Source organism: Marinoscillum sp. (assembly GCF_965229915.1).
Lineage (GTDB): Bacteria > Bacteroidota > Bacteroidia > Cytophagales > Cyclobacteriaceae > Marinoscillum.
Map to the genome: position 1 here is coordinate 343,013 of NZ_CBDDJZ010000001.1, position 24,417 is coordinate 367,429.

A 24,417-nucleotide genomic window follows, 5' to 3' on the forward strand; every position below is an offset into this window, starting at 1 on the left:
ATACTTGCTTAACAACACTCAGGGAAATTACCCTAACCATTCATCCGTAAAATCACTTATTTCGTACCTTCGTACTATGAGAGACTCAATTTATGTGAAGGCTCTAAAACTAGAGAAGGGTGGTAACTGGGAGGAAGCTCACAGACTCATACAAGATTTGCCTGACCAAAAAGCAGCATGGATACATGCTTACCTTCATAGAGTAGAAGGAGATCAGTGGAATGCCGAATATTGGTATAGAAAAGCTTCTAAACCGGTATTTGAAGGTAGTCTCGAAGATGAGTGGCAATACCTCTTCGAGACTCTATCGCAATGAACTAACCTAGTAAGGCTCTCAGGCTCTCGTCATTGGCATGAATAATCTGCTCAATATCTTCATCGGTGAGTATGGCAGAAACAAATAAGGTTTCAAACTGAGATGGAGCCAGATAAACTCCTTTTTGAAGCATCAGGTTGAAATATTGCCCAAATAAGGACGTGTCGCACTTCTGAGCTGAAGCAAAATCCATCACCTGTTCATTTGTGAAAAACAAACTATACATACTGCCAATCTGATTCATCGTGTAAGACAGGCCAAGTGCTTCCAGAGTATCCTTGTAGCCCGATACGATCTTCTTCGTATTCGATTCTAATTTACCATAGGTTTCCGGATGGTCTGACAAATATTTGAGCATGGCATAACCTGCCGCCATAGCCACTGGATTACCCGATAGCGTCCCTGCCTGATAGACCGGCCCCTCTGGAGAGACATAATCCATGATTTCCTTTTTACCACCATAGGCACCAACTGGTAAGCCACCACCTATTATCTTACCTAGTGTTGTCATGTCAGGAGTAATACCTAGTCGCTCTTGTGCTCCGCCTTTCGCGAGACGAAAGCCTGTCATGACTTCATCGAAAATCAGCACTATTCCTTCTTGATCACACAGAGACCTAAGCCCTTCCAGGAAACCTTGCTTAGGTAGAACACATCCCATGTTACCAGCAACAGGTTCAAGAATTATAGCCGCTATTTCGTCTTTATTTTCCGCTACTATTCTTTTGACCGCCTCCAAATCATTGAAGGGTGCCAATAAGGTATCTTGAGCAGTTCCTTTAGTTACTCCAGGGCTATTGGGTGTTCCCATAGTCATTGCTCCACTGCCTGCGGCAATGAGGAATGAATCCCCATGACCATGGTAACAACCTTCAAATTTGATGAATTTATCACGTCCAGTATAGCCACGTGCTACACGGATAGCTGACATAGTGGCTTCAGTACCCGAATTGACCATTCGTACACGCTCTACTGAAGGCACCATTTCACAGATCAACTCTGCTATGAGCACCTCACGCTCTCCTGGAGCACCAAATGACGGTGAGTTTTGAATCGCCTGAATGACTGCTTCTTCCACCAACGGATTGGCATGACCAAGGATCATTGGCCCCCACGAATTGATCATGTCGATGTATGAATTACCATCCTCATCGTACATTTTCGAACCTCGTGCTGATTTGAAAAAAATAGGATCTCCTCCTACTGCTTTAAATGCCCGAACTGGAGAATTCACTCCTCCCGGTATAAAATTTTTTGCTCTACTAAAAAGTGATTTACTTTTTTCGATCTTCATACAAATCCCTGTTAACTACTTCTAGTTTGGCGTTTTTAAATCTCACAATAGGAACAATCTGGTTGTCATTAGCCAAACCATACTTATACCCTTCAAATACTTTACCCTCTACGATGTTACCAGAACGCAATCCTCTTTGGAAATATTTTCCGTGTCTGTGCATCATTCTACCAGCAAACCAAACTGCTTCATATCCTCTATAATGATTTATGGATGGATTTGTTTTGTACCGTTCAATGATTCTGTCCTTGAGATTTTGATACGAAAAGCTATTGATATCCATGTATTCAGGATTGTTCAATGCCACCGCCAATCTATCCAACTGATTATAGGACAGCATGGTAAACTCTAACCAATCACCATAACCATATAGCTTGATGCTGTCCCTTCTACTTTCAGTTACACTGATCATATTATTAGCAAACAAGTTGCTGCGAGTTGCTGCGAGTATGTGTCCTACACTATCAGGTGCCATGTAGAAAGGCTCCTCATAATAGACAATTTCGTATTCTTCATTGTCGTCCAGACTGATAGGCAGCACAAAAGAGGTATCTTTCTTCATTCGTTCCTTTTCGTCCGACCTTACCCGACGGCTTCTTACGAACCGACCCTTTATTTGATTAACAGAATCGGCTTCTTCTTCAGTCAGGTAATTATAATAAGTAGCAGCAAGCGTATCCAGTAATGTCTTGGCATTATCTTTATTGATTGACTGGTAAAGCACCACCTCAAACCCCGCCTGTTCTATTTTGCTCTTGTAGATCGCTGCATAAGTAGAATCACGCTCTGATTCTTCATAGAATATCATGGCATATGGATTATCCTTGTTTTCTTCTATGGCTAGTTCCGCGGTTTTGATAGCAAGTGTACTGTAACTGGGCTTCAGAAGAAATGAAAATGGATTTTTGCCAATCACATCAGCATTGGAAGAAATAGGATTCAGAGTATTCACCTGATTTTCAATCGAATAAGCATTAATTGCTTCATTAGGACCAGGGTAAAGTGGACCCAATATCATGTCATTCTGATCAAACCCAGGGCTATTCAAAATGGTGATCGTTTCATCTTTTTTGCGCCTGGTGTCATAGGGAAAAAGTTTTACCGGCCGGTTGATAGCGCCCAGATCTTCTGCAGCAAGCTGCATCCCTTGATACATGTCCATCACCAGACTATTCTGTGATATGAGACTAGTGTTGTCCAGTGATTCAAATAAAAAAGGCAATACCACGGCTATATTGTAGGTATCTTTTCTTATTACTGGTAAGTCAATCGATTCAAAGTCAGCCAGATCAAATCCCCACTTTGAGACTAACTCATTGATACGAACAAAATCTCTATCCTGATAAGGTTGAGCATTGAGTTTCTTAAGCAAAAGAGTCCCAAGCATCTTATTGTCAGGATAACTAGATGCCAGAGTATCAAGCTTGCCCACGGTCATCTCTGAAAAATACTTCTCCATCAGGAGCTGCTCTTGCTCACTATTCAGGGTTGCTTGGTTGTAGTCCTGACCATATTTCAGAGCTTCATCGAACTTTTCTGTCTCATAGGCAGTAAGCATGAGCCAGAATAGAACTTCCCCTTTTTGTTCCCAATTGGGATATTCAGTCATTAACTGTTTCCAGGAATCTCGCGCCACTTTGGTATCCCCCTGTTTGTACGCACTGAGAGCAAAGTAAAACTGCGCATAACTACCGAACGTTTTGCTTTGGCTTAGTGCTGCAAAAGAGGCTTTTGCACTGCTGTATTGACCATTATTAAACAGCCTCTTGGCTTCCAAATATTCAGATTGTTCTGATTGCGCTGAGGCTATCCAGAAACAAAAGATAAGGCTAATTGCTAGTAGGGTTCTTTTCAAAACTGGTATGGATTAGTTCAAAAATGGTTATTCCCACTCAATGGTGGCCGGTGGTTTACTACTAATATCATAAACTACTCGGTTGACACCTTTCACTCGATTGATTATTTTATTGGAAGTGTTGGCCAGGAAGTCATACGGCAAATGTACCCAATCAGCAGTCATACCATCCAAACTAGTCACTGCGCGCAAAGCAACTACCTGCTCATAGGTGCGCTCATCCCCCATCACACCCACAGACTGCACAGGCAGCAACATCGCACCAGCCTGCCATACCTGATCGTAAAGCCCTTCTTCTTTTAGGCCTTTGATGAAAACATCGTCTACCTCTTGCAGGATTCTCACCTTCTCTGCGGTAATATCTCCCAATATACGGATACCCAGACCAGGTCCTGGAAATGGGTGTCTGCCCAAAATATTTTCGGTAATCTCGAGTGCCCTGCCCACATTTCGCACTTCATCCTTAAAAAGTAAGTTTAATGGCTCCACTACTTTCAGGTTCATCTGCTCAGGAAGGCCGCCAACATTGTGATGAGATTTGATGGTTACTGATGGGCCATTAACAGATACGGATTCGATTACATCAGGATAAATCGTCCCTTGCCCCAACCACTTCACATCCTTAATATTATGTGCTTCACGATCAAAAACTTCGATAAAGACTCGCCCGATTGCTTTTCTTTTATCTTCTGGATCAGTAAGTCCCTCCAGCGCCTTGTAAAAGTCCTCCTTCGCATCAACTCCCTTCACATTCAATCCCATTCCCTCATAGGACTCTAAAACCTCTTCAAATTCATTCTTTCTTAGAAGTCCATTATCTACAAAAATACAGTAGAGGTTTTTGCCTATAGCCTGATGAATCAATGTGGCTGCTACCGAGGAATCCACTCCACCAGACAAGCCCATAACCACTTTGTCATCACCCAGCTTATCTTGAAGCTCGCGTACGGTATTTTCCACGAAGATATCTGCTGTCCAATCCTGAGCTGCTTCACAAATATGAACCACAAAGTTTCTCAATAAGGTTTTTCCATCCACACTATGGGTAACTTCAGGATGAAACTGAATACCATAAATAGGTTTGTCTTCTACCTTAAATGCCGCCACAGGTATACTCTCCGTATTGGCAATGATCTGAAAATCCTCAGGAAGTTCTGTGATGGTATCTCCATGTGACATCCACACCTGACTACCAATTTCAATTTCTTTCAGCAGATCATAATGTGCATTGATATGAGCAAGTTTTGCTCTTCCATATTCTCTATGTTGTGACTTGGATACCTTTCCACCGTGTTTTGAAGCAAGTAATTGCGCCCCATAGCAGACACCCAGAATCGGATACTTTTCCAGGGCTTTAATATTGATGTCCGGAGCACCTTCATCCAGCACGCTACAGGGGCTACCTGAAAGGATGATCCCTTTGGTATACTCGTCAGGTTCCGGGAAATGGCTAAACGGGTGAATCTCACAATACACATCCAATTCTCTTACGCGCCGAGCTATCAACTGAGTGTACTGAGAACCAAAGTCCAGAATAAGTATCTTGTCTGTCATCCCGCAAAATTAGCAGAATCGTTTAAACGTCGAATTGATTTTGAGATTGGATTTGAAAGTATGTGGTTTTTTATTTCTTTAGCTCGCTGAAACCACGCAGATGACGCAGGAGGAAAAACGATTAGAAGCATGTAGAGAAGGTACTCCATGGAAGGAATGGGGACCATATCTCTCAGAACGTCAATGGGCCACCGTACGTGAAGATTATACCGAATCCGGCAATGCCTGGGAAAGCATTGTTCATGACCAGGCAAGAAGTAAGTCTTACCGTTGGGGCGAAGATGGAATTGGTGGGTTTTCTAATTCGGATCAGCGCATCTGCTTCTCCTGGGCATTTTGGAATGGCAAGGACAGTATATTAAAAGAACGTCTATTTGGTCTCACAGGACATGAAGGAAACCACGGAGAGGATGTCAAGGAGCAATATTACTACCTGGACAGTACCCCTACCCACTCCTACATGAAGATGCTCTATAAATATCCAATCAATGAATTTCCCTACTCCGATCTTGTCGTTAAAAATCAGAAGCTCAGTAAAAAGGATAAGGAATATGAGCTATTGGACACTGGGGTCTTCGATAAAGATGAATACTTTGACATCTTTCTTGAATATGCCAAATCTTCCTTTGATGACTTCTTACTAAAAGCTGTCATTCACAATCGAAGTGACAAAGAAGCTGAAATTACTATTTTACCTACATTTTGGTATCGAAATACCTGGTCTTCAGGACGAGACAAAAGAATTCCAGAGATCAAAGAGTTCAGTTCTGATCGCATGCTCATCAAGCATCATCATATCGGAGATTTTCATGTCTATTTGGATCAGTCAGGACTTCAAGAACAGGCTTACTGTGACAATGCCACCAACCGGGTCAGACTCTATGGAGTGGCTAACAAGCAATCAGACTTTCCTAAAGATGCCATTAATGATTATGTAGTCAATGGCAAAGCCACTGTAAACCCGGACAAAGTAGGCACCAAAGCATCTGCTATCTACAAACTGAAAATACCTGCGGGTGAGTCACGGTCTGTGAAGGTAAGGATGTCTCAGCTGGAAATGGAGAATCCCTTTGAGCAGTATGATGAAATCTTTGCGAAGCGTATTGCAGAGGCCGATAGCTTTTACCGCAATATTCATGGCAAAGTAGTCGACAAAGATCTGAAAAACATCCAACGACAGGCTTTTGCTGGAATGATGTGGAGCAAGCAATTCTATTACTACAATGTACGCAACTGGCTCTTTGGCGATCCGGGAAGAATGAAACCTTCTGCCACCAGAAGGAAGGGAAGAAACTCAGACTGGCAGCACCTGTACAACTACGATATTTTGTCCATGCCAGATAAGTGGGAATACCCCTGGTATGCCGCTTGGGATCTGGCTTTTCACTGCATTCCGATAGCCAGAATTGATGCAGATTTTGCCAAAAATCAACTGTTGCTCTTACTAAAAGAGCGGTACATGCATCCTAATGGACAGATACCCGCATATGAGTGGAATTTTACAGATGTAAACCCACCTGTGCATGCGTGGGCAGTACTTCGTGTTTTTCAGATCGATCGAAAAGCAACAGGTAAGGCTGATTTGGACTTTTTGCAAAAAGCCTTTCATAAGCTGCTCTTAAATTTTACCTGGTGGGTCAATCGAAAGGATGCTAATGGCAACAACGTATTCGAAGGTGGCTTCTTAGGTCTGGACAACATTGGAGTATTTGACAGAAACCACCAGATCGTAGAAGACGCACGTCTGGAGCAGGCCGATAGTACCAGCTGGATGGCGATGTTCTCGCTAAATATGCTGCGTATAGCACTGGACTTATCCATGGAAAGCCCCGTTTATCAGGACATGGCCATTAAATTCTTCGAGCACTTCTTATATATCTCAGGTGCGATGAATAGCATTGGCGATACGGATGTGGATCTGTGGGATGACGAAGAAAACTTCTACTACGATGTGATGCACACACCATCCAGCCCGAATCAGCGCATGAAGGTACGATCGATGGTGGGATTGATACCACTTTTTGCTATTGAAATCTTAAGAGCTGAGGTGTACAATAAACTCCCGGAGTTCCGAGAGCGACTAGACTTCTTTTTGAAAGAAAGACCCAAGCTAGCGTCCCTTGTTTCGCGATGGGAAGAACCCGGCCAGGGAGAACGCCGACTATTGAGTATACTCAGAGGCTTTAGAATGAAGAAAATTCTGGAACGCATGCTTGATGAAGATGAGTTTCTTTCCAAGTATGGCATACGAGCACTCTCCAAATACCACGAAAAACATCCATACAAAATGGAGATCGCCGGTGAAAAGTTTGAAGTTGCTTACTTGCCAGGCGAGTCAGACAGCTCATTCTTTGGAGGAAACTCCAACTGGCGAGGGCCTATTTGGTTTCCAGTGAACTACCTCATATTGGAGTCTCTTTTGAAATTCTCGTATTACTACGGTGAAGACTACAAGGTGGAATTCCCAATTGGTAGTGGTGAAGAGCACACTCTGCTAGATGTGACTCGCGAAATATGTGATCGATTGATCAGCATTTTCAGAAAAGACAAGGATGGTAACAGACCTGTATACGGAGACTCCAAAAAACTTCAGACTGATCCGCATTTCCGAGACTATATCCTCTTTTATGAGTATTTTCACGGCGATTCAGGATTAGGGCTAGGCGCCTCTCATCAGACGGGATGGACAGGACTGGTTGCCGAACTTATTCACCGATATTACAATTAACTCAAATAACATCGATTTAAAATAACGGTAACATTCGCTGATTACCTTGCAGAAAAAGATCTTTATGAGACTTACTCTTCTATTTATTATCACACTCCATTCAGGATTCTTATTTGCACAAAGCAAATCGCCCAAACTAGTTGTGGGTATAGTGGTAGACCAAATGCGGCAGGATTATTTGCAGAGGTTCGACTACCATTTTAGTGAGGGCGGATTCAAGCGATTAATAAATGACGGCTTCACAGCGAGAAATAACCATTACAACTATATTCCTACATACACTGCTCCTGGGCACGCCTCCATATACACTGGGACCACTCCAAGATATCACGGCATCATAGCCAATGACTGGTACAGCAAAATACTAGACCGGTCGGTTTATTGTGTGGGAGACTCGCTAGCAAGTGCAGTAGGTGGCAGTGCCATGAATGGCAATATATCACCACGTAACCTACAGGTCAATACCATCACGGATGAGCTAAAACTCTCTACCAATTTCAGATCTAAAGTGGTGGGAATTTCGATCAAAGATAGAGGAGCTGTGCTTCCTGCAGGACATACACCAGATGGTGCGTACTGGTATGATTCCCGTACCGGCGAATTCATGACATCAGACTTTTACTCCAAAGTACTACCTAAATGGGCCTCAGATTTCAATAAGAAGAAGCTATCCAATCAATACTCCGATCGGGTTTGGAAGACATTATTGCCCATAGAGGAGTATGTGCAAAGCACAGCAGATGACACGCCATACGAACGTGGCTTTAAAGGTAAGGACACTCCCACCTTCCCCTACAACCTGGCCGAACTCAGAAAACAAAATGGCCCCTACGGACTGATCCGGTCTACTCCTTTTGGAAATACTCTCGTACTGGAAATGGCTAAAGCGGCGATGGATGGAGAAAAGTTGGGACAAGATGATATTACAGATTTTTTAGCAATAAGCTTTTCGTCTACAGATTACGTCGGTCACAACTTTGGACCAAACTCTATAGAACTTGAAGACACCTATCTACGACTGGATAGAGACATAGCTAACTTGCTCAACTACCTGGACCAAAAAGTTGGAGCTGGTGAATACCTGGTATTCCTGACAGCAGATCATGGAGTGGTGGCCAACCCACAATTCCTGGTAGATCATCATCTTCCAGGTGGCTTCCTGAACAATGATCAGGCCAAGGAGCCTATTTTGGAACTAGTGGATCAACTGGGTGGTGATGAATATATTCTGGATGTTTCTAATGATCAGATATTTCTGGATAGAGACTTAATCGCTTCTAAAGGTGAAAACCTGGAAAGTATCCAGCGCCAATTTGCCGAAGCTGCCATGAAAGTGGAAGAAATAGCCGAAACATTTACAGCTACGGATCTATCTAGACTAGACTACACCGATCCACTTCGTATAAGCATTCAGAATGGTTTCAACCGCAAACTATCTGGTGATGTACTTGTACTGAAAAAGGCCGGTTACCTATCCGGTGATTACGGGAATGCAGGTACTAGTCATGGTTCAGGGTACACATATGATACGCATGTCCCGCTCTTGTTTTATGGTGCGGGTGTTAAGAATGGATCTACTGTAGAGAAGACATTCATTACAGACATAGCCCCTACTTTGGCCATGCTACTGAATATATCAATGCCCAATGGTGCGGTGACAGGCCAACCGATCGAAGAACTATTTGAGTAGTTTCCCTGCTCATACTATTCACACAAAAAACAGAATCAATGCAAATTGGATTAATATTTGACATGGATGGTGTCATCGTGGAAAACCATAAGTACCACTATCTGGCATGGCAAAAAACGGCCGCTAAGCATGGAGCCAGTATAGACGAAGACTTCTACCGAGAAAAGATGAATGGCCGCACGCTCAACAAACTGATGAAGGTGGTTTTTGATCGGGAGATGTCAGCAGAAGAAGCAAAAACAATCGGATCAGAAAAAGAGGCGATCTATCGTGAGCTATATCGTGACCATCGCAGACCCACAACTGGTCTGGTTCGGTTCCTGGAAGCAGCTAAAGCCAAAGGAATTCCCATGGCAGTTGGCACCTCAGCTCCAAAGGAAAATGTGGTTTTCACACTAGATGATCTGGATTTGAGGAAATATTTTGTGGGTGTTGTGGATGATAGCATGGTAATACACGGCAAGCCAGACCCTGAAGTTTATCTAAAAGGTGCTGAACTTGTTGGCAGGAAACCGGAGCAATGCATTGTATTCGAAGATGCGGTATCAGGAATTGAGGCCGGCAAGGCAGCTGGTGCCAAAGTGGTAGGTTTGGCCACATCACACTCCAGAGAAGAGTTGGATGCTGATCTAATCATCGATAACTTTTCCCAGCTCAAATGGGAACAATTGGAGGACTTATTGAGTAAATAGAACATATGTTTAGAATTTTCTTGTGTGTCATTTTTACTTGCTCCTATCTATTTGGCGAGGCTCAGTCATTGCGCATAGCCAAGCTAAAATACGATGGCGGAGGTGACTGGTATGCAAACAAAACAGCACTTCCTAACCTAATCAACTACTGCAATAGGTACCTGAACACCAATATTGCCAAAGAAGATGACATTGTGGAAGTGGGAAGCCCCGACTTGTTCTTATACCCCTACGTCTACATGACTGGACATGGCAATGTTGTTTTCAATAACCAACAGGCCAGTAATTTGCGTAATTACCTCACTTCAGGTGGGTTTTTACACATTGATGATAATTACGGCCTGGACACATATGTTAGGTTGGAAATGAAAAAGGTTTTCCCAAATCTTGAATTTGTGGAGTTGCCTTTTGACCACCCCATCTATCATCAGAAATATAACTTTGAAGACGGTGTACCAAAAATCCATGAGCATGATGGTAAACCCGCAGAAGGTCTTGGTCTAATCTATGAAGGAAGGCTGGTTTGTTTTTATTCATATGAGGCCGATCTTGGCAATGGATGGGAAGACCAGATTATCTACAATGATCCCGAGGAGCTGAGGCAAAGAGCCTTGAAAATGGGCGCGAATATAATCAGCTACGTATTTTCATCTGAGCTGTAGGATGCGTTACTATTTAGGATTTCTCATTGTGCTTACTGTCGGTTGCGGTGGACCAGATTCACAAGATTCATTGACTATTCAGGGTACCTGGCGACTACTCTCTGGTACTACGATACAGGGGACGGATACCACTGTGACAGATTACACCAGAGATCAGAAGGTGCTCAAGATTATCAATCAAACCCATTTTGCCTTTATCAGGCATGATTTATCCAAAGGAAAGGACTCCACCAATTCCATTTTTGTTGCTGGCGCTGGTGCTTACTCTCTGCAAGGAAATAAGTATACCGAAAATCTGGAATTTTGCAGTTACAGACCATGGGAAGGAAATAACTTCAGCTTCGAAATGGAGTTCAACCACGACACGCTGGTTCAAACAGGAATAGAGAAAATTGAAGAATTAGGTGTAGATCAGATAATCATAGAGCGCTACGTCCGAAACAAGTAAAGGCCGCACCACTATGGCACGACCTACTACCTGATAATACGTTCAAGGTCTATCCTCTTCTGCGCTTTCTACCGCGAGGTTCTATTTCTCTGACAGTGGTCTCGCCATTGATAGTGATCTCTACAAGGTTATCACAGGTTCCATCACCAAAGTTGATAAGCACTACGTCCTCCCCTGCTCTAATTTCCTTGATTCCTGATACCGGAATCACCACGCGTTCATCTCGGCATCCGTGCTTGTAGATGATTTCCTCTAAAATGGTTACCGTGTAGGCAGTCCCACTTCGCAATACACCCTGTGCTGAGCCAGTGATGGCGGAGTATGCCTCAGATCTGTCTTCTGTAATGTATGAAGTACGCTCATGTTCAGCATCACGGGTAATAGTCGATTCATCTGGAAATGATAGTTTACCACCTTCCAATAATACTTCGAAGGATCGACTTAGTGAATCCGCTTCCTCAGAAATATTGGTGATAGTACGGGTGCCTTCCACACCGACACTATCCACAAAAAAGTCTTCGAAACTGACAATCCTATAAGCTCCAGGTACATTCCTCAACTCATTGTAGGCTATTTTGATAATCCCACTTCTGACAGTTCCCTGAATGTCTTCACATCCCTCTCCAAAATCAATCGTGATTATTTGATTGACGGTGTCCCTGGTTATTTCGGTACAGTCCGTTAACCTTCCAAACCGATAGTTTCCAAACCTCCCATGCCTTCCGTCTGAGTTTTGAGGTTTGTTGTAGCAGTGTTCGATACCATCCTCTACTATTTGATCTACTTCCTCAAAGCTTGCCGACATTCCGGCCTCCGAGGCAACGTCAATTTCACTTGCTATCAGGCTATCTAACGCATCATCACCGGGTTCACAACTGAACAACCCCAGGGCAACGATCAAAGCGGTGAATACTGAAATCTTTTTCATAATTCCTCAATTTAAATTCTCATTGTTTGCCCTTTTGACACTCACAGTTATGGAAGGTTTAATGGTGGTATTAAAAAAATCCTAAAAATTCCTTTTAACTTTGAATTTCTAACAACTCATTCTGTTAGATACCGGCTAAACTCTAACTGAACCTATGCGCTATTTTTTCACCTTCTTAATGCTGCTTTTGGGATTCAAGGTAGTTTCTCAAGGATGCAGCGATGCAGGTTTCTGCACCATGGGTGCCATGAAACCCGATCAGGCTTACAGCAAACAAATCGATTTCAAACTTCGATCACTCGAATTCAACTACTATCACGGAAAAACGCTGCTCAGTCCAATTATTACTGTTTACACGGCTGACATGAACTTTTCCATCAACGACCTGTATTCACTTCAAGTGAAGGTGCCCTACCAAACAGTAAGCGGTAACCTGGGAGAAACATCCGGAGTGGGAGACCTCTCCCTGAGTGTATCGAGAGGATTTTTGTTACAAAACGGATTCACTGCTGGAGCTACATTAGGAGCCAAAATTGCGACGGGAACGTCAGACATTGAGAACAATGACACTCCATTTGGTACCGGTGGAGACCTTCCCATGTACTATCAACTGAGTCTTGGCACTTACGACCTGGTGCTTGGTGGATCTCTAATCAATGAAAAATGGCTCTTCGCCACGGGACTCCAAATGCCTGTCATTCACAACAACAAGAATGATTTCAGATGGGGAGAATGGTCAGAATACCCAAATCAGGAAGGGTATCTTCTCAAACACAACCTGGCCAACAATCTGAAACGAGGTACGGATGTCATGCTAAGAGCTGAGCGCAATTTCCGATTTATTAACTACAATTTTGGCATTGGTGTACTAGGAATCTACCGAATCACCAAAGACGAAATCTACCTGTTTAGAGAAGATCGCAGAGCTAAACTTGATGGTACTACCGGTTTGGCACTAAATGTACTTGCAAATTTTGGATATAACTTTAATATCAACCATAGCGTGAAGCTAATCGGTGGACTAAAACTGACTGATCGTCAGGTAAACCCAGATGGTCTCACTCGAAAGCATGTAATCAGCGCTAGCTACGTATATAGATTCTGATGATGAAGTATTTGATTCCTTTTACTTTGTGTCTCCTTTTGAGTCGTCTGGGGTGGGCTCAAGATTCACTGCTAGTTCAGTCGGCAGAGTTGTTCCAGCAAGGAAAGTATGACCAGGCTATAGTCACCTACCGACAGGCCGGGGAGCTCCTACTCGCCAAAGAAGATCTTCCTGCTTATGCATCTTGTCATCTTAATATTGGCCAGTGCTATTTGGAGACTGGAAATATCCTGCCAGCCGTAGAGCAGACAACCAATACCGTTGAGTTCCTAAAAAGCCAACTTCCTAACAATCAGGATCTTTTATTTGAGGCGCTACTACTGAACGGTGAGGCGCTACTGAAAAGCGGTAGAAATGATCAAAGTCTCGAGGTACTAAAAGAAGCAGAACGAATAGCTGATAGTCAGGAGAAACTTGATGCCGCCAAGTGCTACAATGACCTGGGAGTCGCTTACTGGAATAATGAAAACAAAGAACTGGCTCTGGGATACCATGAAAAAGCACTAAAAATCCGCTCAGAAGTACTTGGCGATACTTCTGTACAAGTAGCCAATTCCTATATCAATCTGGGTTTGGTTTACCTAAAGGAAGATTTTTTGGATGCAGTGATTGCCTTCACAGATGCACTCACTATTTATAAAAAACAACTCGGAGAACAACACCCTCAGGTGGCGCTGAGTTACAGCAACCTGGCTCTGGCCAATAGTGGTCAAAAAAACTACGGAGCGGCTTTGCGCTATTTGGAATTGACCATGGACATCTGGAATCAAACATTCAAAGGTGACCACCCCAATAAAGCCTTTACACTTTCCAATAAAGGAAGAATACTGGAGGCTCAAGGCAAATACGATGAAGCCCTCCTTGCTGAGCAAGAGGCTTTGCATATGTACCTACGATTGTTTGGACCTAAACATCCGGAAGTAGCCAATACTTATGCTCTGATCTCGTCTATTCAGTCCAAAAAAGGAGCGTTTGAACTAGCTCTGGAGAGTATTCAGCAATCGATCTATGCCAACTTATTTGATCAATCGTACCAAGATCTATACGAGCTACCACAGTTGAAAAACTACTTCAATGCAGATATACTCCTGTCATCGCTCTATGGCAAAGCACAAGTGCTTGAATCGCTGCACTTCAACAAATCGCTGAGTCCCAAAGACATTAAATCTACCCTAAAGACTTATCGATTATGTGATGATTTGATATCAGAGATTCGGCAAATTCGGCTGAGTGAGGCTGACAAAATACGCATCGGGGAACTCTCATCGGACATTTATGACAATGGCATACGAATAGCGCTTTATCTGGCGGATAAAACCTTCCATAAAAATGAATACCAGGAAATCGCATTTAACTTTTGTGAGCGATCCAAATCAGCAGTCTTGCAAGCCGCTATCAATGATACCAAAGCCAAAGACTTTGCCGGTATTCCCTCTGAAATGATTTCCCGAGAAGATGAATACCAAACACAGATCAGTCTGCTGGAACAGCAGCTTGAAGATGATGTAACCAACAGCGCCATCAGATCGCAGTTATTCGAGGTAAAACAGAACTATTTCGACTTCATCAAACAACTAGAATCCACATATCCAAACTATTACAACCTCAAGTATCAGAGAGACCTGCTCAGCACTGCCGAACTACAGAAAAACCTCCCCAAGTCAGCAGCGGTTATTTCCTACTTCATAGGCAAGCAATCAATCTACATATTTGTCATCACTCCTGGTAAGGTAGATGTATATGCCAACAGCAAACCAGACAACTTCCTACAAAAGGTCAATGCGCTGAGAAATAGCATCAAGTACCGGATCAATGAAATGTATGAGTCCACTGCGGCATCTCTCTATTCAGACCTCATACCAGATATACCTGCTCAGGTCAATCAGCTGATCATAATACCAGATGGTATAGTAGGCACCGTTCCTTTTGAAGCTCTGAAGCAAGCAGATCAGGACAAATTTCTGGTGGAACGGTACGGTATTTCCTACGATTACTCCTCTTCGCTAATCAATGATCGATTGTCTATGGAGTCCAGCAGCGCTACAGGTATACTATTGGCCGCACCGATTAGTTTTGAAGCCAATGATACACGAATGGCCACTCTACCCGGATCGGAATCAGAGGTGAAAGAGATCCGTTACCTCTTCATGTCCACGGAAAACGAACCCAAAATCTTTTTCAGAGACCAGGCATCAGAATCCATGATCAAATCATCTGAGTTGGGACAGTACAAGTACCTTCATTTTGCTACACACGGCATGGTCCACGAATCAAAACCTGACTTGTCGCGAATCTTCCTATTCCCAGATCAGCAAGAAGACGGCAACCTGTATTCTGGAGAAATCTATGCACTGGATATCAATGCAGATCTGGTCACGCTATCTGCTTGTGAAACTGGCCTTGGCAAGATCGCCAAAGGTGAAGGCATCATCGGCCTGAGCCGCTCTTTGATGTATGCTGGAGCAAAAAACCTGATTGTTTCTTTGTGGCAAGTCTCTGATGCCTCCACTTCACAGTTGATGATCGATTTTTACCAACAGCATCTAGTACACTCAGGAAACATGCAGTTTTCTGATGACTTGCGGAAAGCAAAACTCAAGCTGATCAACTCCGAAATGTATTCGGACCCCTATTACTGGGCACCGTTTATTTTGATAGGTAAGTAAAAGAAGCAACATTTCTCAACCCATGGCACTGTTTAGCACAAGGATTCTTGTTACTTGACGTGTGGGAGCATCCCTTGTGAGGTTTAGAGATTACGACTTCTAAACTCGCGGGGCGTACAGCCATTCAGCCTAAGGAAAGACGCATTGAATCTACTGATGGAATTGAAACCAGATTCATAAGCAATCTTGGTAATACTGTCTTTTGTAGATGCCAATTGTCTTTGCGCATGTGATATTCTCTCCTCGGTCAAATATTCACTCAATGTCCGCCCAAATGCTTTTTTAAAGATTGCATTAGCATAATCTGGATGTAGTCCAACTGCCGTTCCAATATCTTCTACTTTTATCTGTTTAGAATACTTTTGAGCAATGAACAAAGCGATCTTTTCTACTGGCTTAATCTGATCATCAAAGATCACACTACTCCCCTGCTGATCCAAACTATTGGTAAGCGCCAACCTCCTAAGCCGTGCATGTATTTCTAAATCAATCAATTGATGTAAATCCACTTGGTCAATATCCTTCACCCAATTTTTGAACAAGTTCAAATCCACTTCTACAGGTGTTTCAGCCGAATCTATGATCAATTCTCCATTGATGATTCTTTCTACCAAGCTTCCAGGCAGGTTCCATTTCAGAAATTGACCAAAAGGCACAGTGCATACGTAATATGGATTTTGAGTATCATAATCCACTATTTGATGCGGACTCAATCCCCAAAACAAAATCAATTTACCTGGAGGAATGTATATCCGTTGATTTTTGAGTAAATAGGTAATCCCTCCTGCTAAACAATAATTCAATTCGATTTCATTATGTCTATCAGGTCTATTCATGATTGATGGTGTCCATAACTGACAAGAAAGACCATAAGGGCGAAACAACTCTCTAGACTCATCAAACGAACCAGACATCTCGGAATATGACATATTTTGACCTCTATTTAGATATTTTTAATAAATATACGAGACTAATTTTGTCAGATACACGAAAGAGATGAAAAACACGAAATACTTCCAATGATGAAATTGAGCAAAATTGTATGGTATTTTTTTATCATACAACTTGTACCCATTACTTGTATGGCACAATCGGCCAATCAACGCGTCATCGTGTTGACAGACATTGAAGCAGACCCAGATGACACCCAGTCTTTGGTTAGGTTCCTGCTCTATGCCAATGAAATAGACATTCAGGGACTAATAGCGACCACATCATGCTGGATGCAAAACGAGATCCACCCAGAGTCCATTAAAAGGGTCCTAGCTGCCTATGAAAAGGTACAACCCAACCTGACAAAGCACTCAAAAGGATACCCAAAAGCAGGCGAACTTGAAGCTCTCATAAAAAATGGCCAATCATCTTATGGCATGGCTGCTGTAGGAGAAGCCAAAGACTCAGAAGGATCTGAATGGATTATCAAAAAATTAGAAGAAAATGACGAACGACCACTATGGATCTCCATTTGGGGCGGTTCCAATACGCTTGCCCAGGCACTTCACAAAATCCAAAGAACCAGGAACAAAACAGAAGTCAAAAGCCTGGTGTCAAAACTACGAGTGTACACCATTTCAGATCAGGATGACAGTGGTATCTGGATTAGGAATACGTTTCCTGATCTTTTCTATATTGTGAGCCCGGGCGACGACTATGGCAGTGCTACCTGGACTGGCATTCATACGTATTTTGAAGGCATAGACAACACGTCTATTAGCAATAACTGGCTGGCTGAGAACATTCAGCAGGGACATGGCCCACTGGGCGCTGTATACCCCGATGTTGCATGGGGAATGGAAGGAGATACGCCCGCATTTTTATCACTTATTCCAAATGGACTAAATGATCCAGAACATCCCGATTGGGGTGGCTGGGGTGGACGCTATGAGCTATATAAGCCGGACTTCAACGACAAGGATGGTAGCTCCATTGTGAAACCAGCACCAGAAACACGCCCCATCTGGACTAATGCCGTAGATCAGTACATACCATACGTACACAATGCCTATGGCCGGACGATCAAACAAGCCGATCAGTCACAAAAAAATGATAAAGCCACCATTTACCGCTGGAGAGATGAGTTTCAAAATGACTTTGCTGCCAGACTAGATTGGACCATCCAGGATTATGAAGACTGCAATCATGCTCCTATTCCAATTTTATCACATTCGGAAATATTACAAGTGCAATCAGGTGATTGGGTACACCTGGACGCCCTGAATACTACAGATCCGGATGGGGATAGTTTTAGCTTCTTGTGGTTTCACTACCCAGAGGCAAGCACTTATAAGAAACGGATCAACCTGGGTGCAGAAAACATACATAAGGTTGGTTTCAGGGCACCGGAAACGAAACAAAAAGAAATCATCCACATCATCTTGAAAGTTACAGACAGGGGAACACCTAACCTGACCGCTTACAAAAGGGTTGTGTTAGAAGTGAATCCAAAAAGCTGATAGATTAAGGAATAAGTTATCAAAGCTAAGAACACTTTAGGCAATGGAAATTTGATTTGAATAGATCAGACAAACATTCGCTATGAATAGCGGCCAAATCACACGCTGTATTTAATCGTAGGTCGCTAGCTAAACCTTAGAATTGTAAGAACAAACTTCAAGTTCAATCAAAACGCTTTAACTTTGCGCTCCTATGAAGCGAGTGGCCTTTTATACGTTGGGATGTAAGCTAAACTTTTCGGAGACTTCCACCATTTCCCGGATGTTTGAGGATAAGGGATATCAAAAAGTGGACTTCACTGACAAGCCTGATATCTTTATTATCAACACCTGTTCTGTGACTGAAAATGCAGATAAGAAGTGTAAGAAGATCGTAAAAGAAGCTAAGAAAATCTCACCCAACAGCTTCATCACCATTATTGGCTGTTATGCCCAGCTAAAGCCCAAAGAAATAGCTGAGATCAAAGGAGTAGACGCGGTGTTAGGTGCAGCGGAGAAGTTCCGGTTGTTTGAATACCTGGACGACTTCACCTCCAAAAATGAACCTCAAGTCTATGCATCAGAGATTCAGGAAGCAAAGGCATACAATGCCTCCTACTCCTATGGAGACCGCACCAGAACATTCCTGAAAGTCCAGGATGGCTGTAACTATGGCTGTGCGTTTTGTACCATTCCGCTAGCCAGGGGGAAAAGTAGAAGCGCCAGTATTGCAGAGATTGTAGCTCAGGCAGAGGAAATCGCTGCTTCGGAAGTGAAGGAAGTAGTGCTAACCGGAGTAAACATTGGTGACTTTGGGATTCAAAATGGCAAGCGAAAGGAAAAATTTATCGACCTCATCAGAGCACTTGACGGAGTAGCGGGAATCGACCGTATTCGTATCTCCTCCATAGAGCCCAATCTATTGAGCAACGAGGTGATTGAATTTGTCAGCCAATCTGATCGATTTGTGCCACATTTCCATGTACCGCTGCAATCAGGAAGTGACAAGATCCTTCAGCGCATGAACAGACGATACCTGAGTGGCTTATATCGGGAGCGTGTAGCAACCATCAAATCGTTGATGCCACACTGCTGCATTGGAGTGGATGTAATCACCGGCTTCCCGGGTGAGACCGAGGAAGACTTCCTGGAGACCTACCAATTCCTGAATGAGTTAGATGTCTCGTACTTGCATGTATTTACGTATTCAGAACGAGCCAATACCCAGGCACTGGACATGGATGGAGTAGTACCAATGAAAGAACGCCAGCGACGATCCAGCATGCTAAGAACGCTCTCTGAAAAGAAAAAAAGATTTTTCTACGAACAACATACCGGTAATTCCGCCACGGTACTCTTCGAAGATGATGTAGACAATGGCATGATGCATGGATTTACCGAAAACTACATCCGCATCAAAGCCAAATACGATCCGATCCTCATCAATGAAACCAAACAAATACAGATGGTACGAGTTGATGAGAATGGTTTAATGGAAGTAGAAGAACTGGACGAAGTGCTCGTTCATTGATATATGAAAATAATCTGCATCGGAAGAAATTACGCCGAACACATCACTGAGCTTGGAAACGAAAGACCTGAAAACCCGGTCATCTTCATGAAGCCCGACACGGCTATTTTAAGGAATAATGATCCCTTTTATTATCCAGAATTCTCGAAGGACATTCATTATGAATGTGAACTGCTTGTAAAAATCAAAAAGGAAGGCAAGTCTATAGATGCCAAATTCGCTCACAAATACTACGATGAGATTGGACTTGGGATTGATTTCACAGCCAGAGACCTTCAAGCTCATGCCAAAGAGAAAGGACTCCCCTGGGAGCGAGCCAAGGCATTTAATGGATCGGCCCCAATTTCAGATTTCATTTCAAAAGAAGGACATGACGCGACCAATCTCGGCTTTACACTAGAAGTTAACGGATCTACTGTTCAGACAGGAAACACGTCACTGATGCTTTGGCCTATCGATGAACTGATTGCATATGTCTCCAATTATTTCACTTTGAAAACAGGAGACATTATCTTCACGGGAACCCCAAAAGGTGTAGGGCCTGTCAAAATTGGAGATCGCCTCAAGGGCACTTTAGCCGGTCAGGAAATGTTCCAATTTGAGGTCAAGTAGCACCCTCATTCACCAATAGGTAAATAGAAACGCTGTTTATGCGATACACTCTCATTGCTATACTGAGTACTATTCTACTGAGCCACCTAGGAGGACAATCCATCTCTGAAGGTTATTTTCAATTTCCCATCAGGCCTGGACAACAGAGCTATCTGGCTGGCACTATGGGAGAGCTCCGATCTTCTCACTTTCACGCAGGCTTAGATATCAAAACGGGAGGTCAAATAGGATGGCCGGTACATGCCGCTGCGGATGGCTATATCAGCCGAATAAAGATTAGCAATGGCGGATATGGACATGCGCTGTATGTGGCACACCCTAACGGCACTACTTCTGTCTACGCCCACCTAAGTAAGTTTAGTGACGAGGTAGCCGAATATGTTTTAAGTGAGCAGTATGAGCAGCAAAGCTTTGAAATTCAACTATTCCCAGATAAAGACCAGTTTCTGGTTAATAGAGGAGATGTAATAGCCATGTCAGGAAACACCGGCTCGTCTACTGGACCACATTTGCACTTTGAGATTCGTGATCGTAACCAACGAATTTTAGACCCCTTGGAGTTTGATTTTTCAGAAATTGAAGATCAGATCGCACCTCAGGTTAAGAGCATTGCTTTTGTCACATTAACCGGTGATGCCAGAGTCAATGGCATGTATGGTCGCTACGAATTTGACCTACTTAAGACTAACAATACCTACTCCACCAGATCCCCAATTCAACTATCAGGTAAAATAGGCATTGAATTATACGCTTATGATTTGCTCAATGGGGTTTATAATCGAAATGGAATTCCTGAAACGACCATGATCATCAATGGTGATACTGTCTTTCAGGAAGTAAAAAAAAGCCTCTCATTTGCCAATCAACGGAACATTCTGGTTCATATGGACTATGAACGCTACCGTGAGGGTGGTCCTAAGTATAACAAGCTTTTTATTGATGAAGGCAATTCTAATGACATCTACGCAGTACCCTCAGATGGACATGTTTTCGCAGATAGCACTGCCTCCTCTATTACTATTTACCTAAAAGACAGCTATGATAATATCTCTATAGTAGACGTACCAATCAACAACCGAAAAGTGGTCAATAAACCCGATCCATTCATTCGGAATTTTGATTTGATGCGCAATCATCTGCACTTCAAATCCTTTTTGGATTCTGCTGACGGTATAGTGACCGTGTACCATGCTGGCTCAGAAAAGCAACTTACTCCCTACAGAGAAACCTCCAAGGTAGCTTATGCCCTCTATGACTTGCGTGATGGCATCCCCGATTCCATTTACCTGCATGGCAGGATAATGCCCACCGATCTTTACGCTATGTTACCCCCTGCTAATGATATGACTTTTTATAATCATGATTTTGATCTGGCATTGCGTAAACGATCCCTGTTTGACACCTTGTATCTGAGGTTCCGAAAGAGCCATGACAAAATTGCGGACTTGGAACTGTTCGAGTTTCCTATGCGAGAAGTTCCATTCCAGAGTAGCTTCACCCTTACTTTAAAGCCAGAACGCACCTATCCAGATAGTACAGCCAGAGTATATGCGGTATATGGTGGAGATAAACTCAGCTTTGTTGGTGGAGAATGGAACAATGGCATGATTACTTTTGATAGCCGCAGCCTGGATACTTACACCATTGCCGAGGACACCATAGCTCCTACCATCACACCGAGAATTATTAACAGTAAATCCCTCTATTTTAAGATCACGGACGATCTATCGGGTATCAGACACTATCGAGCCACATTAAATGGCGAGTTTCTTCTGATGAGCTATGAATACAAAGATGACCTCATCTGGGCTACTCCAAAAAATCAAAACATCCCATTGATGGGTGAGTTTATATTGGAAGTTACCGACAATACAGGTAACAAATCAGTGTATCACAATAACTTGAATCAATAAACAGACATGCTAAAAGAAGGTGACAAAGCTCCGAATTTTGAAAGCATAGATCAAGATGGTAATCCAATCAAACTATCTGATTATGCTGGGAAGAAAGTGGTCTTATATTTCTACCCGAAAGATAACACTCCGGGGTGTACAGCAGAATCCTGCAATCTGAGAGATAATTATGAAACCCTCCAAAAACAGGGATACGCAGTACTCGGTGTGAGCGGTGATAGCCCCAAATCCCACAAAAAGTTTATCGAAAAGTATGAACTGCCATTTCCGCTAATTGCAGATGAGGACAAATCTGTACATGAAGCGTTTGGAACCTGGGGTGAAAAACAAATGTATGGCAAAACCTACATGGGCACTTTGAGAACTACCTTTGTCATCAATGAAGAAGGAGTAATCGAAGAAGTAATTGCCAAAGTAAAAACCAAAGAACACACCGCACAGATACTCAAGTAAAGAAAAGGGGCTATCTCAAAAGCGGTGCTCTTGTCATCCTGAACTGGTTCCGCATGGAATGTCAGGATCTACAATGCATTGATATTCAACTACATAGATTCTGAAATAAACCTGTCTGCCGACAGGCAGGTTCAGAATGACACCAATTTCAGACTTTTGAGACAGCCCCTTATTTTTTTTGTGGTTTCACTACCACTCAGTCTTCTGAACTAGTAGACTTCACCTTTACTTTTGATGGATTTCCAAACAAGAAGTTGATACCAAACTTCATATTGAGACCTCTCGCTTCGGGTATATTCATAGTCCCAAACAGATGATCCACTGATACATAAGTTTGGAAAAACCCTCCACGAAGCATCAAGCCTAATCCCATGTCCACACCTTGCTGAGAAGCTGCGGAGAACGTTGCTGAAGCAGCCAGCCAATTGCCCAGGTTTTGTGTATAGCCCACACCAAACGCACTTTTCATTTTACCTTGTGTGAAATAGTTGGCCAGGGTGGCATGAGCGTATCCATTTTCTGTGAGTCGGTAGCTACCGCTCAGGTAAAGTTTGGAATTGAGAGTAGTAGTAAAACTTGCAGCCACCGTGTCTATCGCCAAAGACTCAATAGAATCAGCAATGGCATCAGCCAACTGATCCATGTTGTCAAAACTGCTACCTGAAATGGAAAAACTTGTACCATCGAAGCTTGCCGTCTCAGAGTAATCTTTCCACTTGATGAATCCAAGATCAACAGCTGAAATCCCAACTGTGATACGATCTGTCAGGTCCATTTGTCCGCCAAGATCTATTCCAAAGCCCGTATTGCCATTAAACCCAAAATAAGCAAAGTCCTCCTGATCAAGCGCATCCAGACCAGCTGTTCGGCTAAGACCGCTCTGCATGTTTACTTCCACCGAGTAGTCATCTTCATTGGTGTAAATGGACATGTTTAAGTTATCCTTAATCGAGCCATGAAGCATTCCGTTGAGGAGTTTTAAACGTACACCCAGATTAGTGTTGAATCCGAAGAGTTCAAAACTACGGCCATAGCCAACGCCCATTTCGCGGTAATGACTGAAGTCATACGAAACATCATCGATGTTGTAGTTCTTACCTACATAATCCGCATTACCATTCCAGATAAAACTTACCAGCTTCAATGGATAGAAATAAGTAGCGTCTATCCGTTCATTGACAAACAATGTGACAAAACCATTTTCACCGGTTCTGAAGCCAACCATTAAGTCGGTGATATTTGCCATTGCATTGAAGTAGGCTCCTTCTTTCTGATTCAGTAAGAATCTATTGATGTCAATCAGGGTAGAGTCGCCAGTTTCTGTCAACACATCCATCATCCCAAAGCTGTTATTGACTGAAAGATCTATCCCGGATATACCAGGCAAACTCACGAATGACTTGGCCTTGGGGAAAACCGCCGGATTATAGTTCGTATTTTGTGGAGTGGCTCCTTGCATCTGATAGAAGTTCAGATTGAACTGCCCAAAACCCATAGTGGCAACTCCAAGAAAAATTATTGTTAGATACGTTTTCATA

At 43.0% G+C, this 24,417-nt stretch carries 19 protein-coding genes; 13 read left to right on the forward strand and 6 right to left on the reverse strand.

Features of this window, described 5'->3' with window-relative positions; translation table 11 throughout:
* The first annotated feature begins 76 nt into the window (after positions 1-76).
* A complete protein-coding gene (locus ACO067_RS01435) occupies positions 77-316 on the forward strand; it encodes a hypothetical protein (protein WP_421869707.1) in 240 nt (79 codons plus the stop codon).
* A gap of 1 nt (position 317) precedes the next feature.
* Here ACO067_RS01435 and hemL read toward each other — a convergent pair whose 3' ends face one another.
* The 3 genes from hemL to guaA are packed head-to-tail and all read right to left on the reverse strand — an operon-like array spanning position 318 to position 5,019.
* Positions 318-1,610, reverse strand: coding sequence for a glutamate-1-semialdehyde 2,1-aminomutase (hemL, locus tag ACO067_RS01440; protein ID WP_421869710.1), 1,293 nt, complete (start codon positions 1,608-1,610; stop codon positions 318-320).
* A complete protein-coding gene (locus ACO067_RS01445; RefSeq protein WP_421869713.1) occupies positions 1,591-3,465 on the reverse strand; it encodes a hypothetical protein in 1,875 nt (624 codons plus the stop codon). The genes hemL and ACO067_RS01445 overlap by 20 nt, the downstream gene beginning before the upstream one ends.
* Before the next feature lie 27 nt (positions 3,466-3,492).
* Positions 3,493-5,019 carry a glutamine-hydrolyzing GMP synthase gene (gene guaA / locus ACO067_RS01450; RefSeq protein ID WP_421869716.1) on the reverse strand — a complete coding sequence of 509 codons (1,527 nt, stop codon included), beginning with the start codon at positions 5,017-5,019 and terminating at the stop codon, positions 3,493-3,495.
* 100 nt (positions 5,020-5,119) lie between these two features.
* Between guaA and ACO067_RS01455 the strand changes: the two genes are divergently transcribed.
* The 5 genes from ACO067_RS01455 to ACO067_RS01475 all read left to right on the forward strand — a co-directional run bounded on the left by ACO067_RS01455 (position 5,120) and on the right by ACO067_RS01475 (position 11,239).
* Positions 5,120-7,747 carry an MGH1-like glycoside hydrolase domain-containing protein gene (locus tag ACO067_RS01455; protein ID WP_421869720.1) on the forward strand — a complete coding sequence of 876 codons (2,628 nt, stop codon included), beginning with the start codon at positions 5,120-5,122 and terminating at the stop codon, positions 7,745-7,747.
* 64 nt (positions 7,748-7,811) lie between these two features.
* Positions 7,812-9,437, forward strand: a complete 1,626-nt coding sequence (pafA, locus tag ACO067_RS01460) for an alkaline phosphatase PafA (protein ID WP_421869723.1) — start codon at positions 7,812-7,814, stop codon at positions 9,435-9,437.
* Positions 9,438-9,475: 38 nt separating this feature from the next.
* Entirely contained in the window at positions 9,476-10,129 is a 654-nt protein-coding gene (locus ACO067_RS01465) for an HAD family hydrolase (protein ID WP_421869725.1), read from the forward strand.
* A 5-nt stretch (positions 10,130-10,134) separates the two neighbouring features.
* Positions 10,135-10,791 carry a DUF4159 domain-containing protein gene (locus ACO067_RS01470; protein ID WP_421869727.1) on the forward strand — a complete coding sequence of 219 codons (657 nt, stop codon included), beginning with the start codon at positions 10,135-10,137 and terminating at the stop codon, positions 10,789-10,791.
* A 1-nt stretch (position 10,792) separates the two neighbouring features.
* Complete coding sequence (locus ACO067_RS01475; protein ID WP_421869730.1) at positions 10,793-11,239, forward strand: hypothetical protein; 447 nt, start codon at positions 10,793-10,795, stop codon at positions 11,237-11,239.
* Positions 11,240-11,288: 49 nt separating this feature from the next.
* On the opposite strand, the gene ACO067_RS01480 is transcribed toward ACO067_RS01475, so the two are convergent.
* Complete coding sequence (locus ACO067_RS01480) at positions 11,289-12,167, reverse strand: hypothetical protein (protein WP_421869733.1); 879 nt, start codon at positions 12,165-12,167, stop codon at positions 11,289-11,291.
* Positions 12,168-12,321: 154 nt separating this feature from the next.
* On the opposite strand from ACO067_RS01480, the gene ACO067_RS01485 reads away from it, so the two are divergent.
* Together ACO067_RS01485 and ACO067_RS01490 are read left to right on the forward strand one after the other, a co-directional pair.
* A complete protein-coding gene (locus ACO067_RS01485) occupies positions 12,322-13,272 on the forward strand; it encodes a hypothetical protein (protein ID WP_421869736.1) in 951 nt (316 codons plus the stop codon).
* Positions 13,272-15,938, forward strand: coding sequence for a CHAT domain-containing protein (locus ACO067_RS01490; protein ID WP_421869739.1), 2,667 nt, complete (start codon positions 13,272-13,274; stop codon positions 15,936-15,938). The genes ACO067_RS01485 and ACO067_RS01490 overlap by 1 nt, the downstream gene beginning before the upstream one ends.
* An 83-nt stretch (positions 15,939-16,021) precedes the next feature.
* On the opposite strand, the gene ACO067_RS01495 is transcribed toward ACO067_RS01490, so the two are convergent.
* Positions 16,022-16,867, reverse strand: a complete 846-nt coding sequence (locus ACO067_RS01495) for a helix-turn-helix domain-containing protein (RefSeq protein ID WP_421869742.1) — start codon at positions 16,865-16,867, stop codon at positions 16,022-16,024.
* Between the two features lie 153 nt (positions 16,868-17,020).
* Between ACO067_RS01495 and ACO067_RS01500 the strand changes: the two genes are divergently transcribed.
* The 5 genes from ACO067_RS01500 to bcp all read left to right on the forward strand — a co-directional run bounded on the left by ACO067_RS01500 (position 17,021) and on the right by bcp (position 22,879).
* Positions 17,021-18,391 (forward strand): nucleoside hydrolase-like domain-containing protein, encoded by a 1,371-nt coding sequence (locus ACO067_RS01500; protein WP_421869745.1) that lies wholly within the window; start codon positions 17,021-17,023, stop codon positions 18,389-18,391.
* 193 nt (positions 18,392-18,584) lie between these two features.
* A complete protein-coding gene (gene mtaB, locus ACO067_RS01505) occupies positions 18,585-19,901 on the forward strand; it encodes a tRNA (N(6)-L-threonylcarbamoyladenosine(37)-C(2))-methylthiotransferase MtaB (RefSeq protein WP_421869748.1) in 1,317 nt (438 codons plus the stop codon).
* A gap of 3 nt (positions 19,902-19,904) precedes the next feature.
* Entirely contained in the window at positions 19,905-20,513 is a 609-nt protein-coding gene (locus ACO067_RS01510; protein WP_421869751.1) for a fumarylacetoacetate hydrolase family protein, read from the forward strand.
* Positions 20,514-20,551: 38 nt separating this feature from the next.
* A complete protein-coding gene (locus ACO067_RS01515; protein ID WP_421869754.1) occupies positions 20,552-22,426 on the forward strand; it encodes a M23 family metallopeptidase in 1,875 nt (624 codons plus the stop codon).
* 6 nt (positions 22,427-22,432) lie between these two features.
* Positions 22,433-22,879 (forward strand): thioredoxin-dependent thiol peroxidase, encoded by a 447-nt coding sequence (gene bcp / locus ACO067_RS01520; RefSeq protein WP_421869757.1) that lies wholly within the window; start codon positions 22,433-22,435, stop codon positions 22,877-22,879.
* A 196-nt stretch (positions 22,880-23,075) separates the two neighbouring features.
* Here bcp and ACO067_RS01525 read toward each other — a convergent pair whose 3' ends face one another.
* Positions 23,076-24,416, reverse strand: coding sequence for a DUF5723 family protein (locus ACO067_RS01525; RefSeq protein ID WP_421869760.1), 1,341 nt, complete (start codon positions 24,414-24,416; stop codon positions 23,076-23,078).
* Position 24,417 lies beyond the last annotated feature (1 nt).

Bases quoted from the DNA above. Each gene is read 5' to 3' on its own strand.
- ACO067_RS01435 (WP_421869707.1), top strand. From the start codon at position 77: ATGAGAGACTCAATTTATGTGAAGGCTCTAAAACTAGAGAAGGGTGGT.
- hemL (WP_421869710.1), bottom strand. From the start codon at position 1,610: ATGAAGATCGAAAAAAGTAAATCACTTTTTAGTAGAGCAAAAAATTTT.
- guaA (WP_421869716.1), bottom strand. From the start codon at position 5,019: ATGACAGACAAGATACTTATTCTGGACTTTGGTTCTCAGTACACTCAG.
- ACO067_RS01455 (WP_421869720.1), top strand. From the start codon at position 5,120: ATGACGCAGGAGGAAAAACGATTAGAAGCATGTAGAGAAGGTACTCCA.
- pafA (WP_421869723.1), top strand. From the start codon at position 7,812: ATGAGACTTACTCTTCTATTTATTATCACACTCCATTCAGGATTCTTA.
- ACO067_RS01465 (WP_421869725.1), top strand. From the start codon at position 9,476: ATGCAAATTGGATTAATATTTGACATGGATGGTGTCATCGTGGAAAAC.
- ACO067_RS01470 (WP_421869727.1), top strand. From the start codon at position 10,135: ATGTTTAGAATTTTCTTGTGTGTCATTTTTACTTGCTCCTATCTATTT.
- ACO067_RS01475 (WP_421869730.1), top strand. From the start codon at position 10,793: ATGCGTTACTATTTAGGATTTCTCATTGTGCTTACTGTCGGTTGCGGT.
- ACO067_RS01480 (WP_421869733.1), bottom strand. From the start codon at position 12,167: ATGAAAAAGATTTCAGTATTCACCGCTTTGATCGTTGCCCTGGGGTTG.
- ACO067_RS01485 (WP_421869736.1), top strand. From the start codon at position 12,322: ATGCGCTATTTTTTCACCTTCTTAATGCTGCTTTTGGGATTCAAGGTA.
- ACO067_RS01490 (WP_421869739.1), top strand. From the start codon at position 13,272: ATGATGAAGTATTTGATTCCTTTTACTTTGTGTCTCCTTTTGAGTCGT.
- ACO067_RS01495 (WP_421869742.1), bottom strand. From the start codon at position 16,867: ATGTCATATTCCGAGATGTCTGGTTCGTTTGATGAGTCTAGAGAGTTG.
- ACO067_RS01500 (WP_421869745.1), top strand. From the start codon at position 17,021: ATGGCACAATCGGCCAATCAACGCGTCATCGTGTTGACAGACATTGAA.
- mtaB (WP_421869748.1), top strand. From the start codon at position 18,585: ATGAAGCGAGTGGCCTTTTATACGTTGGGATGTAAGCTAAACTTTTCG.
- ACO067_RS01510 (WP_421869751.1), top strand. From the start codon at position 19,905: ATGAAAATAATCTGCATCGGAAGAAATTACGCCGAACACATCACTGAG.
- ACO067_RS01515 (WP_421869754.1), top strand. From the start codon at position 20,552: ATGCGATACACTCTCATTGCTATACTGAGTACTATTCTACTGAGCCAC.
- bcp (WP_421869757.1), top strand. From the start codon at position 22,433: ATGCTAAAAGAAGGTGACAAAGCTCCGAATTTTGAAAGCATAGATCAA.
- ACO067_RS01525 (WP_421869760.1), bottom strand. From the start codon at position 24,416: ATGAAAACGTATCTAACAATAATTTTTCTTGGAGTTGCCACTATGGGT.